Raw genomic sequence first — 15,921 nt, 5'->3', positions numbered from 1 at the left:
TTTCTATTTATTATATCACACCAAAAAAATATTTTTTGAAATTTATTTAAAAAAAACTGCTTTAATATTAAAAATCTCTTATTAATATCAAAACAGTCTATTTTGATGTTTCCCTTAAATGCTTCACTTTCTATTGATTATTTGTTTCCCCGTCTATTTGAATTATAACACTTTGAATATTGGGAAAGTTTTTTAAAATTGTATTTGTTACAGCCTGAGAAAATCCATTAAATAATTCAGGATTTTTTTTTAAATTTGCAAATGCTGCATTTAATTTTACAACTGTTGTATTTACGTTGTCAATTCTAAGGTTATAAGCACTTCTAAACTTCATATCTTCTGTAATATAGTTTGAATTTCTAATAATTCCATTTATAAAATCTCCCTCTATCAAATTTATTTGACGAGGAACTGTAATTTCTCGCTCACTAATTGTTTTTGTATCAGAATCATATACAAATATAGAAATTTTATTTTGAACTTCTTCATCTTTTACTGTTTCTTTTACTAAATTTTTATCAACAGTTACATGTATTTCATCTCTATGTTTTCTATCATATCTATTTATTGCAACTACAGCAGCTGTTATTAAAAAAAGCAATATTATAAAAAATGTGCTGCTAAAAAATCCTTTTTTCTTTTTAGGTTTTTCTCTTGATTCTTCTTTTTTTGGCATAAATCTCTCCTAATTTGGATAACATTTTCATTATCTAAAATAATTTCTTATTGCATCACCAATAGCGCTTGCTGCTCTTTCCTGACCATCTGGTGTTAAATATTGCGATAAATCAGAATAATTATTCATAAATCCTAATTCTACAAGTATTGATGGTGAATTACTTCCACGAAGTACTGCAAAATTTGCTCCAAAAACTCCTCTTCTTCTAAGCCCTGTTGTATTTATAAGATTATTTAATACAGATTCTGCTATAGCTTGACTTGTCTTTTGATTTTTTCTATAAAAAATATCATTTAGAATAAAGTCCGAAAATGGCACATCTCCATAGCTTCCATCAACTTTATTTTCAAATTTGGCTACTTGCGCAGCATAACTTCCTTGATCTTTTTTACTAAAATAAAATACTTCTGTTCCATTTGCTGATGAGCTCGAACTTGAATTTAAGTGGATACTTATAAAGAAATCTGCATTTGCATCATTTCCAATTTTAGCTCTTGTATCTAATGGCACAAAGAAATCTGAATCTCTTGTTATTATAACGTTATAATCTCGTCTTAAATTATTAGCCAATCTTGTTGCTACTTGTAATGCTATGTCTTTTTCATTATATCCATTTCCTCTTGCTCCTGAATCATGCCCACCATGTCCAGGATCTACAACTATTGTATATTTTTTATTTCCTCTTGAAGTATTACCTGACTGGCTTTGTGACTGAGTCTGTGTTATTCTTGTATTGTTAGTGTTATTATTCTGGCTTTGTGGTGTATTATATGATTTTTGCGCTGTTGCAGCTTTACCTCCATCTAATGTTACTTGAAACTCGCCATTTCTACTGGTAACTTGATAAGTAACAGATGGTTTTAAATACACATACACTACTACCATTCCATTATTTTCAACTGTATAAACCTTACTTATATACTGATCACTTTTGTTAATAAATGCTGGAACGCCACTTTCCATTTTACTATCTGGGAAACTTAACATTAACAGGTCTTCACCCCCTAATTTTGTGACAGAAGCATTTGGAATAATCTGTTTATTTTCCCTAAATGTTCCAATTACTTTTCCATTATTATATGAAACATTTTTTAAAGTATCAGAAAATGTAATTGCACTTACAAAAAGTAACAAAAATAATAATATCCTCTTCATTTTTCCTCCTATTCTTTATTAATCATTTTAATTATTTTTTAAGTTCATAAACTTCAATAAACATAATACCTCTAAATTTTTATTTTTTTCTATTTCCAGGAAAAAATTCCTATCTCTTGGTTATTATAGATACTATGCTTTTCAGTTCCTACATCTTTTACTCTTATAATTGTCTATAAATACGACGACCATTCAATTTTTATAATTTTTAATTTTATACTGGTTTAAAATTGAACTCAAAAGATGCAACTATTTTACTCAAACCCTGAGTTTATATAATTTTAACAGTTCAATTTTAAATGGGTTCGAGTATAATTTATAAAATTTATTTTGTTTCAATTCTTTCAACTGCAGATTTAAGGACAGTCATTCTTGCATTTTTATCAATTTTCATTTCCACAGTATCTGTAAAAACATTTGTAATAGTTCCTTGAATTCCTCCAACTGTAGTTATTTTAACTCCTACCTTCAAATTTTCCACTAATTGAGCTTTTTGTTTCTTCTTTCTCTTATTTGCAAAATACGTCGGTAAAATCAATACTGCCAAAAATACTACATAAATTATTATTACTCCTATTGAATTCTTTTCCATAATTATTTATTTCTCCTCCTTCTTAAATTCTAAAATCTTTTTTAATTATACCACAATTTAGATTATGTTTCAATTTTAAAAAAAATTATTTTTAGTTAAAAATCTTTTGTGAAACAGTTATAACTTTTAATACTAACTTTTATAAAAAAATGACTATCTTAAAAAATTAATTTCAAGACAGCCATTTCGTGATTAAAATGAAAAAATTATTTTTAGTTAACTAAATTAATAGTTATTTAAGTTAGCTTCTTATTTATTAGAAATTGCATCTACTCCTGGCAATACTTTTCCTTCCAAGTATTCAAGCGATGCTCCTCCTCCAGTTGAGATATGTGAGAATTTATCAGCAAATCCTAATTGAATAGCTGCTGCTGCTGAATCTCCACCACCAATGATTGTTTTAGCTTCAGACAATTCTGCGATTGCTTTACATACACCAATTGTTCCTTTTGCAAAGTTTTCCATTTCAAATACTCCCATTGGTCCATTCCATACTACTGTCTTTGCACCAACTAGAGCGTCTGAGAATAATTTGATAGATGCTTCTCCTATATCTAATCCCATCCATCCATCTTCAATAGCATCTACAGAAACTGTTTTAAATTCTGTATCATTTTTAAATTCTTTTGCTACAACTGTATCAATTGGCAATAATAGCTCAACATTTTTTTCTTTAGCTTTTTTGATTAGTGAAGCGGCTAATTCTACTTTGTCAGCTTCTAATAATGAAGAACCTGTGTTTTTACCTTCAGCTTTTAAGAAAGTGAACATCATTCCTCCACCAATAATTACTTTATCAGCTTTATCCAATAAGTTTTCGATTACACCAATTTTATCAGAAACCTTAGCTCCACCTAAAATAGCAACTAATGGTCTTTCAGGATTATCAACTGCTCCACCGATAAATTTAATTTCTTTTTCTACTAAGAATCCTACTGCTGATTCTTTAATGTTAGAAGCAATTCCTACATTTGAAGCATGTGCTCTGTGTGCAGTCCCAAATGCGTCATTTACAAATACATCTCCAAGTGATGCCCAGTATTTTCCTAATTCAGGATCATTTTTAGATTCTTTTTTACCATCCAAGTCTTCAAATCTAGTGTTTTCAAACATTAAGATTTCTCCATCTTTTAACTCAGCAACTGCTGATTCTAATGCTGCTCCTCTTGTTTCAGGAACGAATTTAACTGGTTTTCCTAAAAGTTCTTCCAATCTTTTTGCAACAGGTGCTAAAGTTTTTGAGGCTTTGTCAGCTTCTTCTTTAACTTTTCCCAAGTGAGAGAATGCAATTACTTTTCCACCGTTTTCCAAAATATATTTTAAAGTTGGAATCGCAGCTGTGATTCTATTATCATTTGTGATAACTCCATCTTTTATTGGTACATTGAAATCAACTCTTACTAATACTTTTTTACCTTTTACGTCTAAGTCTTTTAAAGTTTTTTTAGCCATTCCGTTATATCCTCCTAAAATTTATTTATAAAATCTCTTTTTTTTCCACTTAAATTATACCACTCTTTAATCTGATTTTCAAGTGATTTAACATATAATCTCAAAACATTTTCAGTATCTTCAGTAACAAGCTATTTTATGCCTGTAAAATCAATATTTAATAATAAAATCCTAAAAAATTTTTATGCTTTTTATAATTCTAAAATTTGTTTTAGTTCAGCTTCATCAATTTCTGATACTTTTTTTATCGGATTCGGATTTTTAGGATACTTAGAAATAGCCTTTTCAAACCAAGTAACGCCAATCCATTTTCCAAATTTATATCCAGAATTTTCAAAAAGCGCAACTTTTTTAAATCCAAAATAATTATGCAATTTTTCACTGCTTTTATTTGGATAAGTTACAAGTGCATAAATATTTACAACATTTTGCAGCTTTAGTATTTCAATTAAAATTTTATACAATTTTTTCCCAATTCCATTTCCCGCATAATTCTCATCTGTATAAACTGAAAGCTCTGCATCCCACTGGTAAGCAGCCCTGCTCCAAATTTTATGTGCATAAGCATACCCAGTAATTTTCCCTTCATATACACATACGATATATGGATACTCCTCCAAAATTTCTCTAATTCTTTCCCTAAATTCCTCAATCGTAGGCACTTCATACTCAAAAGTTATTGTCGTATTTTCAATATATGGCTTATAAATATTCAAAATTTCTTCGGCATCCTTTTCAGTTGCAAATCTAAAAATTAAATTATTCTTTTCTAATTTCATTATACTACTACCTCTTAACTTTCTCTATGCAAACTCTTCTTGCTATCTTTTGTTAAATATTAACATTTTTTTCAAAAAAATTCCATTAAAAAACAGCCTTTCTCTCTATTTAAAGATAAAAGCTGCTTTTTTTGTCAAAAAATTGTTAAACTTCAATTTGTTAAATAAACTATCTTAGGTACTTTTTAATTTACAAAGTCATTTTACCACAAAAAACAATTTTTTAAATGAATTTTATCTGAATTAAAAATATTGTATTTAATCTTATACTCGAACCCATTCAAAATTAAACTATTAAAAATTATACAAATTTAGAGTTTGAGTAAAATAGTTATAATTTTTGAGTTGGATTTTAAATAAGTTTTACTATGCAATTCAAAATAAAAAATGGCGTACCCGTGAGGAATCGAACCCCAAGCCTTCTGATCCGAAGTCAGACGCTCTATCCAGTTGAGCTACGGGTACACACAAAAGTAAGTTTTAATAACTTACTTTGCCAATATTTTTAATATTTTAGGGCTTAATGTTTCTTTATTTTTTAATAAGATTTTTTTAACTTGATCGTTATTTTTCCCTTTTAATGTTTTCATTGCTTTTGTACAAACTCTTACTCTAACTTCTTCATTATTGATAGTTAAAAGCATTGTTTGTAAATTTGGTCTCCAAATTCTTTTTGTAGCTCTGTGAGAGTGACTTACTCTATTTCCGTGGCTTACTGTTTTTCCAAAAACTTCACATCTTTGCATTTTATTCACCTCTACTAAATATTTTAGTAGTTCTCCTTTCATCTTTATTTTTTTACAGTCCTGCTGTTTTTATTATAATATATTAACTCAACTATTTTAAAAAAAACGTTATTTAGTTAAAATTATTTTTACATATCGCATTCTATTTTATCATATTTTAGGAACTTTTACAAGTTATTATGATATTTTTTTACTTTATTTTTCAAAAATTTCCCCTTATTTTTCAAAAAATTTCTTCAAATTTGGCGGAAAATAATTTGGCCCTTTTACAACTTTCCCATCTTCCCGATAAATTGGATTCCCATTTTCATCTAATTTGCTCAAATTGCTTCTATGAATTTCTTCAAAGACATCGTCAATCACATTTTGCATACCATGTTCTATAATAGTTCCACAAAGGATATAAAGCATATCCCCAAGGGCATCTGCCACTTCTGTAACATCTCCTTTTTTAGCCGCTTCCAAATATTCTCCATTTTCTTCAGCCATCAAGTCAAATCTCAATTTTTCCAATCCATCTTTTAATTTTCCAATTGGCTTATCAGAATTTCCAAGTTTATAAATTCTATGAAATTCTTCTACACATTCTATTTTTCTTTTCATATATTTTTTTATTTCCCTTTCAAATTTATATTAAAATCATTGTGCTTATTATAAGAAAAATCAGTATTTTTACAATGCCAGTATACAAAACCGCCGCCGCATAAAATCTTATTTTCTCCAAAAATTCAGTTTCATTATTTTCTAAAACTTTTATTTTTATCATATTTTTTATTTTTTTTGAATCAAAAATTATTAAGATTATTACTAAAAATAGCGATATTATTAGTAATATTACAGGCAAAACTCCAATATTTTTCTGAAACAAAACTTTTATTATAGAAGAAAAAATCGACAAGTTTAATCCAGTTAAAAGCGAATAAACTACAAAACTTGACTTTATAATTTTTTTGCTTTTATTGATTATAATTTTATACAAAAAAAATGTCAAAAAAATTTCTAAAATAATTATTGCAATAAATAAAAATGACATTTTATCCAAAACTTTCCTCATTTTAAAAATATACATAATTTTGTATATTTCAGCTTGTAAATTTAACATCTGTGACAGCAAAACTGAAATCATTATGCCACAAAACACCCAAATTTTGCTGTTTGTAATTTCATCATTAATAAATTTTTCCACATCGCTATTTAATTTATTATCTTGCAAAACTTTCTCACTTTCTAAAAAAGTAAAATTGCTTTAAAATCAGAAAAACTCCGACTTTAAAGCATTTTTTACATAAATATTTTAAAATATAATTTATCTTCTTCTTCCTAAAAGTCTTAAAATATAAATAAACAAATTTACAAAGTCTAAATATAAATTTAACGCACCGACTATTTCTATTTTATTTAAAATTTCTGAATCTTCTTGAACTGCGTAAGCTATGATGCTGTTTCTTATTCTATTTACATCAACTGCAATAAAAATTGTAAATATAATTACTCCAATTATTGATATAAACAAGTCAACTCCACTATTTTGCAAAAAGATATTTATTATGCTTACTAAAATAATTGCAATCAATCCAGCGAATAAAATTGGTGTAAACTTTGTCAAATTTTCTCTAGTCAAATATCCATAAACTGCCAAAACTGCAAATAATACAAATGTTCCTAAAAATGCTGAAACTATAATTTCAGGAGCATAAACAATTCCAAGAGCTGAAAATGTCAATCCATTTAAAAATGAATATACAAGAAATATAAGTCTTAATGTACTTGAATTAGCTTTATAAACCAATGCAGTAAATCCAAATACCAGAGCTATTTCCAAAGCAGCAAACAGCCAATACATTTTTAAAATTCCGTACGCAATTGGATTGCCTGAAGCTAATCCTGCATACACCGTATAACCTGTAATCCCTGTTACAAGAAGTCCTAATACCATCCAAAGCATACTCCCACGGACTTTTGAACTTACAACTCTGTTTAAATCATCGTAAGTCATTCTTGCTTGTCCACCATATTCATTATAACTATCGTTATTATGATTATAAGTTTCCAATTCGTCATAATCGTTTTTCATAAAAATCACCTCTCATTTATAAACTTTTTTATTAAATTATTTATCTAAAATAATTTGAATCAATTTTTAATTCTATAGAATTTAAACCAAAATTTATATCCAAACTATCATAGTATAATACCACTGTATTTTTTTTAAAGGCTTTTTTTTATCTGTAAAATCTCTTACATTATATTTTATTTTTAAAAATCCATATTTATCAATGGTACAAAGCCTCTTGTTACTAAATAGATAAATATTTCTAATTTTTAATATTAATTATTTAATTATAATTCAAAATTCAAACTTACTTTTTAAACGGAACTTTTGATTCTTCCACCAAAATATTTAAAATTTCATCAACTGACACATTTTTGCTTTCTTGTGAACCAAACCTTCTCATATTTACTTCATTATTTGCAACTTCGTTTTTACCAATAATCAATTGAACTGGTATTTTTTGATCTCCATTTGCTTCCCTAATTTTATATCCAATTTTTTCCACTCTTGTGTCAAGTTCAACTCTAATTCCCGCATTTTGAAGTTTTTCAAATACTTCTTTTGCAAAAGGCACTTGTTCATCAGAAATTGTTAAAATTCTTGCTTGAACTGGCGCTAACCAAGTTGGGAAAGCTCCTGCATAATGTTCAATCAAAATTCCAAGGAATCTTTCCAAACTTCCGTACATTGCACGGTGAATCATTACTGGTTCATGTTTTTCTCCATCCGCACCAATGTAGCTCATTTCAAATCTTTGTGGCAAATTGAAGTCTAACTGGATTGTTCCACATTGCCAAATTCTTCCAATTGAATCTTTCATTTTAAAGTCAATTTTTGGACCGTAAAATGCTCCATCTCCAGGATTTAACTTGTAATCAATTCCTTTGTGTTCCAAAGCTGATTTTAAATTAGCTTCCGCCATTTCCCAAATTTCATCTGAACCAATTGCTTTATCAGGTTTTGTCGATAATTCAATATGATATTCAAATCCGAATAAAGTATAGAATTTATCGTATAAATCAATAATCTCGATAATTTGTTCCTCAATTTGCTCTTTTGTACAGAAAACGTGAGCATCATCCTGTGTAAATGCCCTAACTCTCATAAGCCCGTGTAAAGCTCCACTAAATTCGTGTCTATGAACAAGCCCCATTTCTCCGTATTTTAATGGTAAATCCTTGTATGAATGTAAATTATTCTTGTAGGCAATTATTGAACCCGGACAGTTCATAGGCTTTATTGCATACTCTTTTTCATCAATTGTTGATGTGTACATATTTTCACGGTAATTGAACCAGTGTCCAGAAATTTCCCATAATTCCTTATCCAGCATAATTGGAGTCTTTATTTCCTGATAGCCTCTTTTTTTATGCTCAACTCTCCAGATTTCCTGTAATTTATTAAACAATTCCACACCTTTTGGCATAAAGAACGGGAATCCTGGTCCATGTTCATCCAAGAAAAACAAGTTAAGCTGTTTTCCTAATTTTCTGTGATCCCTTCTTTCAGCTTCTTCCATCATTGTCAAATAGTCATCCAGCTCTTTTTTAGTTGCAAAAGCCACTCCGTAAATTCTTTGAAGCATTTTATTGTTTGAATCTCCACGCCAGTAAGCTCCAGCAGTTGACATTAATTTAAACGCTTTTAGATATCCAGTTGACGGAACATGTGTTCCACGGCATAAATCCACAAATTCTCCCTGTTTATAAATGCTAACTTTGTCAACTCCCAAGTCATCAATTATTTCAACTTTATAAGTTTCACCTTTTTCAGCAAAGAATTTTTTAGCTTCTTCGGCACTCATTTCACTTCTTTCAAAAGGATAATTTTCTTTTACTATTTTTTTCATTTCATTTTCAATTTTTTCCAAATCTTCTTCAGTAAAAGGTCTTTCGGGATCAAAGTCATAGAAAAATCCATTTTCTATAACAGGCCCTATTGTAACTTTTGTATTTGGGAATAATCTTTGCACAGCTTGAGCCATTATGTGAGCCGCACTATGTCTTATAATTTCAATTCCCTTTTCACTTGTATTAGTAATTATTTCAATTTCTCCAGATTTATCAATAACATAAGATGAGTCAACTTGCACACCGTCAATTACCGCCCCAACGGTTGCCTTCCCAAGACTGCTCCCAATACTTTTTGCAAACTCCACAACAGTCATCGGATTTTCCAACTGTCTTTTACTACCATCAGGCAAAATCATTTCTATCATTTCAATTCCTTCTTTCTATCTTTTTCAAATAAAATTAGGCTCTAGTTAGCCTAATCGCATAATTATTTATTATAGTATAATTCTTATTTTTTTTCAACCTAAAAATTTAAAACATCTCCAAAAATTTTCGTTTCAGAACAACCAAGCAACCATATTCAAAAAACAATAAAAAATGAGCAAGAATTGAAATTTTATTCTCACTCAGAAGTTATTTTTATTAAATATCACTTTTCGATATTGGGGTGGTCTATATCAATTTAAAAGACAGAATAGATAATTCTTTAGAGTTTTAGTCCCCTTCGATATTGGGGTGGTCTATATCGAAAAAGAAGAGTTTATTCAGATAGATTTGTCGTTTTAGTCCCCTTCGATATTGGGGTGGTCTATATCCTCATTTTTACCTTTTCCCCTTTAGTTATCAGTTTTAGTCCCCTTTGATATTGGGGTGGTCTATATCAATATGGATTACTTGGTAGAACAGCAATCTAGTTTTAGTCCCCTTCGATATTGGGGTGGTCTATATCAATATGGATTACTTGGTAGAACAGCAATCTAGTTTTAGTCCCCTTCGATATTGGGGTGGTCTATATCCCATCCTAATTTCTTGCTGATGAGATATTTATTTCTAATTTTTCTATTTTGTCTTTATTTTCAATACTTTCAATCCTATTTTTCTCTTTATTAATAATATAGAACCACCCTATACTATTATACCATATTTTTTGATTTTTCAAAATTCCAATATTTTGTTTTGTGAAATTTTTTCTCCCATTGTCACTTCTCCTGCAAGTACCTTCATTTTTTGAAACTGATCTTCTGTCAGGATAATGGAACGGATTGATGAATTTTCTGGAGCGAGCATTGATAACTGTTTTTCTGCCAGTTCGATTTTTTCTTTTGTTTTCGACCTCATTATATATACCGATTTTTGAAGCTGATAATATCCCTTTTCTATCAATTTTTTCCTAAAAGTCCTATATTCAAATCTCTCAACATCTGTCTGCATAGGAAAATCATACATAAGCAGACCAAAATACTCAATACTCATAGTCCATCACGCTCAATGTCGGAATTATCACTTCTTCATCTTTTACAAAATAATTTCGTATACTATCCAAATAATAGTCTACCGCTTGGAAAAAATCATATTTCTTATTGTTAAATAATACCTTCTGCTGTGCTACAAGAAGTATTTTTTGCCTTATTTCCTTACTTAATTTCACTTCATTCAAAATATCCTTGTACATATAAACAAGATAATCCACCATAGGACGAAAAACCTCTATTATATCATCAGAAAAATTATAGGCATTAAACTGTGACTTATGATGTAATCCTAAACTTGGATGAAATCCTTTTGCTACAATCTTTGATGATATTATAGCTCTTAAAATCATATATCCATAATTAAGTGCAGAATTCACTCCATCTTCATCAAATCTTTTAAAACTATTACTATACAATTCCTGAAAATATATCCTTGAAGCTATTGCTTCCTGATGTTCTGCACTCGCATCATCTTTTTTCAAGTTTTCCTTATATGTTTTCAGTCTTTCAATGGAAATATCACTTTTTTCAAGATACTCTAACAATGCTCTTTGATTTTCAATCTTATTCTCCACTATCCTGCTCCACAATTTTTCCTTTTTCTCTTTTTCCCACTCAATCTGCTCATTTATTCGTAAAGTCACTTGAAAATGATTAAATAATCCCAGCGAATGAATTTCAGGCTGATGTTTCTCGTTGCAAATAATAATCGGAATGTTATTTTCCACCAGCCTCAACTGCAAAATCGCACTAATCTTACAATAGCAGTTTTCAATAACTATCGCAGATATATCATTCAAAGAAATCTTATTTTTCTCATCATTATTGTCTTCATCAACCATTATAAGCTGATTATTCGATATTGACAAATCATCAGCCCTTGTTATGTGAATTATATTGGGCATTTTAATCATACTCCTTATAAATTTCATTCTTATAACGTATCATTCGTATTTTCTATTTTTGTTAAAAGTTCTATTATCAAGTTTTTAATATAATCAGAATTATAACTTTCTAATTCTAAAACAGAAACTTTTTTAGGTTTCATTAATCTTTCAAGTATATCATTATTACCGATAAGTTTAAATTTTTTCTTTAATTCATCATAATCTAAATTCACATCTTTTTTAAATACTTCAAATACACTTGCATAAGTTGAATTATTATAACGTGTACTATATGATAATAAATTAGAAACTCTATCAATTTGTTCTGCAATACTGTAATCAGCAAACGGATTTCTTACAATATAGAAATGTGAAATATAGTTTCTAATACTTTCATTTTCCGGCTTATTAATTTCAGAATTTTCAGACAAATCAATTCCAAATCCATAACATATTTTCTCAAATTTTTTATAAGATTCTTCATCAAAAAATTTATAGTATGCTGTTGTTGTATAAAAGCCATCAGATCCATTACGCTTAGGATAAGCTCTACTTATTCCAGTATTGTAGCCACTTAACTTAATAATTCCTAATTCTCTTAGCCCATTTACAATATAGTGCATATCTCTTTCAAATCTAGCCATTTGAATAGCAAGTTTCCAATTTATATCTATCAAATAACTTTCTATTTTATTCAAATAATTAAATTCTACCAAATCTCTAATTTTTTTGTATTCAGAAACTCTATTATAATCTTTTTCAAATGATTTATAGTTTTTATTTTGTATATTTTTTGCAAAAAAGTCATCATTTTCTTTCAATTTTTTTATATACTTCTCTTTGTATTCTTTAGAATATCCATTTAGTTTATCATTTAGATTTTTCAATATTGCATCAATTTCAGATATTTTATTTTTTCTAATATTTTTACCATCAATATTAAATAAAAATTTTGCATCAGCCATTTTAATATCATTTGAAATTAATCCATAAATTTTATCAAAATTTGGATTTCCAATATTTAAAAATAAATTCTTTTTATAAATATATAATTCATTCTTACGTTCTTTAGGATAATATATTTCTTGAAATTTATTTTCATTCTCTGATTCCATATCTTCTATTAAATTATCTATTTCTTTTTTGTATTTTTTTAAAAAATCAGAATTAAATATTATTCTACACAATATTTTACTCTTTATTTCCTGATCTTTATCTTTTATATACTGATCAACCTTTTTTTTCAAATCCTTTTTATTTATGTTTGATAACTTTCTTTGTTCATCTTGTAATATATTCGATTTTTTATCTATCTCAAATTTAGTTTCATCATCAAAAATTACAATTTTTTCTAATTTTTTCTCTAAAACATCACAACCATTAATATCATCTTTAAATTCAGTTAATATATTATTTTTTATATCCTCATAATAATTATTAAAAATTTCTTTTTTAGTTTGTATTTTAAAATCATCAAAGTCTTTTTCTATCTCTTTCATTTTTTGAATAAATTCTTCTAAATTAAGATTCCAATTTTCAGTTATACATTCATTTCTCAAAGTATTTAATTGCATTATTTCATCTAAAATATCTATAATATTTTGATATTCTGAAGTATTTAACCAAACTGATGTTGCAAAAAATCTATTTCTAATTTTATTTATAACCGCATTACTATTTAACAGTGCAAATATTGAAATTATATATTCAAAATCATCATTTATTACTATAGTTTTATCACTAGTCTTTACAGTTATTCTTTCGTAAGTTTTATTATCATTAATGTCTTTTATTTGTTTCTTAATTTCTTGAATATTCATTTTAAAATCTGAAAAATCAAAAAGTTCCTCATAATTTTTTCTCAAATATCCAATATAACATTCTATTACTTTTTTCTGATATTTTTTAATAGCTTTATTATTACCTTTTGAAGCAGAAATCTGAGCATTTTTATAATAATTTTCTATAATATTTTCATCTATTTCATCAATGTTTCCTAAAGTTTTCTTTAATTCTTGTAAAAATATATTCTTACTTTCATTTTCTTCTAAATCATCTTCTAAAATTAATTTCTTATACAATTCTTTATTCACATATATTAAAGCATTTAATACTATTTTTTCTGTTTCTATAGTATCAAATGGTTCATTCTTAGGATTATTCCTATATAAATTTAATATTTCAGGAAGTACTTTAGAAAAGGATGGTAAATATTTAATATCATTATTATTTTCTTCTGAAATTTTAATATCATTTATTTTAGTAATTATATTTTTTTTATCTTTAAATACTACATCTAAATTTAATGCTTTTGACACTTCTTCATCTGATATTTTTAAATTTTGAATTATATTTATGACTTTATTATAGTCATCTTGCGTTCCTTGTAAATCTCTTTCCTTGCTAATCGCATGTAATATCCTGTTTCTTTCATTTGTTCCTATCTTTGTAAATTTCCTAATAAAATTATTTGTAATGTTATTTTTATTATCTATAAAATCTAAGTCTCTTATTATTTTTATTTTTGAATTTAAAATTTTTTTATCAAGTACGTAATTTTTTTCTCGATCTCCTCCAAAGAAATCTATATTTTCATCATTATTTATATTTTCTCTAGAAAAAATCTTATTTAATTCCATATTGGTAGAAGCAAAAAAAGTAATCAATTCTAAATCCAATTCCTCTTTAGCGTGAAGTCTAGAAAAATCATCAGTATTTACTGTTGTCATATCTATATCATTATGTCTTAATTTCCCTAAATACATAATATGCTCTAACGTATATTGCTTAACTCTTTTTAAAATTTTTTCAGATAATATACTTTCATTTAAAATTTTTTCTATTTCTATTTTTTCCATTTTCTTTAATCTGACTTTTTGTTCATTTACCAATATTTTTTCAATTCTTCCTTTCAAATATCGATATATGATTTTATATAGTTCTTTTTCTTCATCAGATTTCTTTGAAAATTTTTTCGAATCAAAATTAACTTTATAATGTTTTTTAAATATTCCAAAAATTTCTGTATCACAATTTCCTTTTTTTAGTTCTTTTTCTAATTTTTTTATTAATTCATCTATTTTAAATTCTGCTAAAATTTTTTCTATTTTTTCTTTTATACTATTATTTTTTATATTTTCTACAAAAAATTTTACAATTTTATCTTTTTTATTTTCTCTTTCTATTTTAAATTTTTCGTGCTTATCTAATAGTACATAAGATTTTATATATGTTCTATTTCTTCTCTTTTCAAGAAATTCATTATTAACTTTTTTTACTTTTTCAATTCTTTTAGTAATATTCCAAAATTCTAACTCTTTTATAACAAAATCAGCTATATCTTCTACTGTTAAATCTACATTTATATTTAAAATTTTTTCAACAAGCATTTTTTTATTTTTAGATTTCTTTTTATCACCACCAACATTAAGATAAAATTTTACAAAACCCAGAATTTCTAAATTACTTTTTATTTTTTCTCTTATTTCCATAAAATTAGTCAAAATAACATCTATTTTATCATCTTTCAATAATTTTTCTCTTAAATGTTCTTCATAATATCGATTTTCAAATACTTTTTCTGTTTCATTTTCAATTATTTTTTCTATAATCTTATATAAACTCATGTTAATATTTTTAAAAATTTCGTAAATTGATTTTTTTGTTTCTAATTCATCATTTTCTATTATTCTTAATATTATTGAACAATCATTTAGTGTTTTATTAGTATACTCATCTCTGATATCTATCTCTATTTCTTCTTCATTCTCTTGTCTCTTTATTTCTATTTTTTTATCATCTTTAGTTATTCCTTGCCTAATTGCTTCATCTATTATTTTCTTTTTTGTAATCCCCAATGCTTTCAATTTCTCAGATTTTCCATATGCTTCTATATATAATACAACTTCTTCTGTTTCCAAAAAATCATCATTATTTTCTATTCTTATGATTCCTTCTTTACCTTTCAACTTAAATAGAATATTTCCTGCATGAAATTTTCTTGTAAATTCTTTAAGAATATTATCATTTTTTTTGTAATTAATATATTTTCTAATAAATTTATTATTATCAATTTTTTCTTTATTATTATTTTCATTAATATTTAAAATGTATTTGTTTCCATCATAGTTCCTTTTAACTTTTACTTTCCGTTTTATTTTAAAATCTTTTTTATCACGAACTTCATACCATCTCTTATGTCCAAATAAATTTCCCATTCCAATCTCCTCGTTTCTACTTTAATCTAATAAAATATTTTTAAATTAAATCAATTTTACATCTTTCTAATCAAAAATACAATTTTCCATTTTTAG

General features: G+C 26.6%; 13 protein-coding genes and 1 tRNA gene. All 14 read right to left on the bottom strand.

What is annotated here, in order from left to right; genetic code table 11:
- Positions 1 to 130: 130 nt before the first annotated feature.
- Positions 131 to 676 (bottom strand): GerMN domain-containing protein, encoded by a 546-nt coding sequence (locus F1564_RS00635; RefSeq protein WP_018451582.1) that lies wholly within the window; start codon positions 674 to 676, stop codon positions 131 to 133.
- A 30-nt stretch (positions 677 to 706) separates the two neighbouring features.
- A complete protein-coding gene (locus tag F1564_RS00630) occupies positions 707 to 1,834 on the bottom strand; it encodes an N-acetylmuramoyl-L-alanine amidase family protein (RefSeq protein ID WP_018451583.1) in 1,128 nt (375 codons plus the stop codon).
- Positions 1,835 to 2,159: 325 nt separating this feature from the next.
- Positions 2,160 to 2,426, bottom strand: a complete 267-nt coding sequence (yajC, locus tag F1564_RS00625) for a preprotein translocase subunit YajC (protein ID WP_018451584.1) — start codon at positions 2,424 to 2,426, stop codon at positions 2,160 to 2,162.
- A 249-nt stretch (positions 2,427 to 2,675) separates the two neighbouring features.
- The gene (locus F1564_RS00620) at positions 2,676 to 3,878 is read right to left on the bottom strand and encodes a phosphoglycerate kinase (protein WP_018451585.1); all 1,203 of its coding nucleotides are present in this window, start codon (positions 3,876 to 3,878) and stop codon (positions 2,676 to 2,678) included.
- 191 nt (positions 3,879 to 4,069) lie between these two features.
- Positions 4,070 to 4,657 (bottom strand): GNAT family N-acetyltransferase, encoded by a 588-nt coding sequence (locus F1564_RS00615; protein WP_018451586.1) that lies wholly within the window; start codon positions 4,655 to 4,657, stop codon positions 4,070 to 4,072.
- A gap of 388 nt (positions 4,658 to 5,045) precedes the next feature.
- Positions 5,046 to 5,122, bottom strand: a tRNA-Arg gene (locus tag F1564_RS00610).
- Between the two features lie 23 nt (positions 5,123 to 5,145).
- Positions 5,146 to 5,403 carry a 50S ribosomal protein L28 gene (gene rpmB, locus F1564_RS00605; protein WP_018451587.1) on the bottom strand — a complete coding sequence of 86 codons (258 nt, stop codon included), beginning with the start codon at positions 5,401 to 5,403 and terminating at the stop codon, positions 5,146 to 5,148.
- Between the two features lie 216 nt (positions 5,404 to 5,619).
- The gene (locus F1564_RS00600) at positions 5,620 to 6,006 is read right to left on the bottom strand and encodes a pyrophosphohydrolase domain-containing protein (protein WP_018451588.1); all 387 of its coding nucleotides are present in this window, start codon (positions 6,004 to 6,006) and stop codon (positions 5,620 to 5,622) included.
- Positions 6,007 to 6,031: 25 nt separating this feature from the next.
- Positions 6,032 to 6,616, bottom strand: coding sequence for a hypothetical protein (locus tag F1564_RS00595; RefSeq protein WP_018451589.1), 585 nt, complete (start codon positions 6,614 to 6,616; stop codon positions 6,032 to 6,034).
- A 93-nt stretch (positions 6,617 to 6,709) separates the two neighbouring features.
- On the bottom strand, positions 6,710 to 7,477 hold the full coding sequence (locus F1564_RS00590; protein WP_018451590.1) for a Bax inhibitor-1/YccA family protein: 768 nt from the start codon (positions 7,475 to 7,477) through the stop codon (positions 6,710 to 6,712).
- Between the two features lie 286 nt (positions 7,478 to 7,763).
- A complete protein-coding gene (gene thrS / locus F1564_RS00585) occupies positions 7,764 to 9,674 on the bottom strand; it encodes a threonine--tRNA ligase (protein ID WP_018451591.1) in 1,911 nt (636 codons plus the stop codon).
- Positions 9,675 to 10,404: 730 nt separating this feature from the next.
- Positions 10,405 to 10,722, bottom strand: a complete 318-nt coding sequence (gene cas2, locus F1564_RS00580) for a CRISPR-associated endonuclease Cas2 (protein WP_018451593.1) — start codon at positions 10,720 to 10,722, stop codon at positions 10,405 to 10,407.
- On the bottom strand, positions 10,712 to 11,626 hold the full coding sequence (gene cas1 / locus F1564_RS00575) for a type II CRISPR-associated endonuclease Cas1 (protein ID WP_018451594.1): 915 nt from the start codon (positions 11,624 to 11,626) through the stop codon (positions 10,712 to 10,714). The genes cas2 and cas1 overlap by 11 nt, the downstream gene beginning before the upstream one ends.
- 29 nt (positions 11,627 to 11,655) lie before the next feature.
- Positions 11,656 to 15,825, bottom strand: coding sequence for a type VI-A CRISPR-associated RNA-guided ribonuclease Cas13a (gene cas13a, locus F1564_RS00570; protein ID WP_018451595.1), 4,170 nt, complete (start codon positions 15,823 to 15,825; stop codon positions 11,656 to 11,658).
- Positions 15,826 to 15,921: the final 96 nt, after the last annotated feature.

Origin of the sequence: Leptotrichia shahii (genome assembly GCF_008327825.1) — a bacterium.
Lineage (GTDB): Bacteria > Fusobacteriota > Fusobacteriia > Fusobacteriales > Leptotrichiaceae > Leptotrichia > Leptotrichia shahii.
This window is presented reverse-complemented; position numbering and strand designations above follow the sequence as displayed.

Excerpts from the sequence above, each read along its gene's own strand:
- F1564_RS00635 (WP_018451582.1), bottom strand. The coding sequence starts at position 676 with ATGCCAAAAAAAGAAGAATCAAGAGAAAAACCTAAAAAGAAAAAAGGA.
- F1564_RS00630 (WP_018451583.1), bottom strand. The coding sequence starts at position 1,834 with ATGAAGAGGATATTATTATTTTTGTTACTTTTTGTAAGTGCAATTACA.
- yajC (WP_018451584.1), bottom strand. The coding sequence starts at position 2,426 with ATGGAAAAGAATTCAATAGGAGTAATAATAATTTATGTAGTATTTTTG.
- F1564_RS00620 (WP_018451585.1), bottom strand. The coding sequence starts at position 3,878 with ATGGCTAAAAAAACTTTAAAAGACTTAGACGTAAAAGGTAAAAAAGTA.
- F1564_RS00615 (WP_018451586.1), bottom strand. The coding sequence starts at position 4,657 with ATGAAATTAGAAAAGAATAATTTAATTTTTAGATTTGCAACTGAAAAG.
- rpmB (WP_018451587.1), bottom strand. The coding sequence starts at position 5,403 with ATGCAAAGATGTGAAGTTTTTGGAAAAACAGTAAGCCACGGAAATAGA.
- F1564_RS00600 (WP_018451588.1), bottom strand. The coding sequence starts at position 6,006 with ATGAAAAGAAAAATAGAATGTGTAGAAGAATTTCATAGAATTTATAAA.
- F1564_RS00590 (WP_018451590.1), bottom strand. The coding sequence starts at position 7,477 with ATGAAAAACGATTATGACGAATTGGAAACTTATAATCATAATAACGAT.
- thrS (WP_018451591.1), bottom strand. The coding sequence starts at position 9,674 with ATGATAGAAATGATTTTGCCTGATGGTAGTAAAAGACAGTTGGAAAAT.
- cas2 (WP_018451593.1), bottom strand. The coding sequence starts at position 10,722 with ATGAGTATTGAGTATTTTGGTCTGCTTATGTATGATTTTCCTATGCAG.
- cas1 (WP_018451594.1), bottom strand. The coding sequence starts at position 11,626 with ATGCCCAATATAATTCACATAACAAGGGCTGATGATTTGTCAATATCG.
- cas13a (WP_018451595.1), bottom strand. The coding sequence starts at position 15,825 with ATGGGAAATTTATTTGGACATAAGAGATGGTATGAAGTTCGTGATAAA.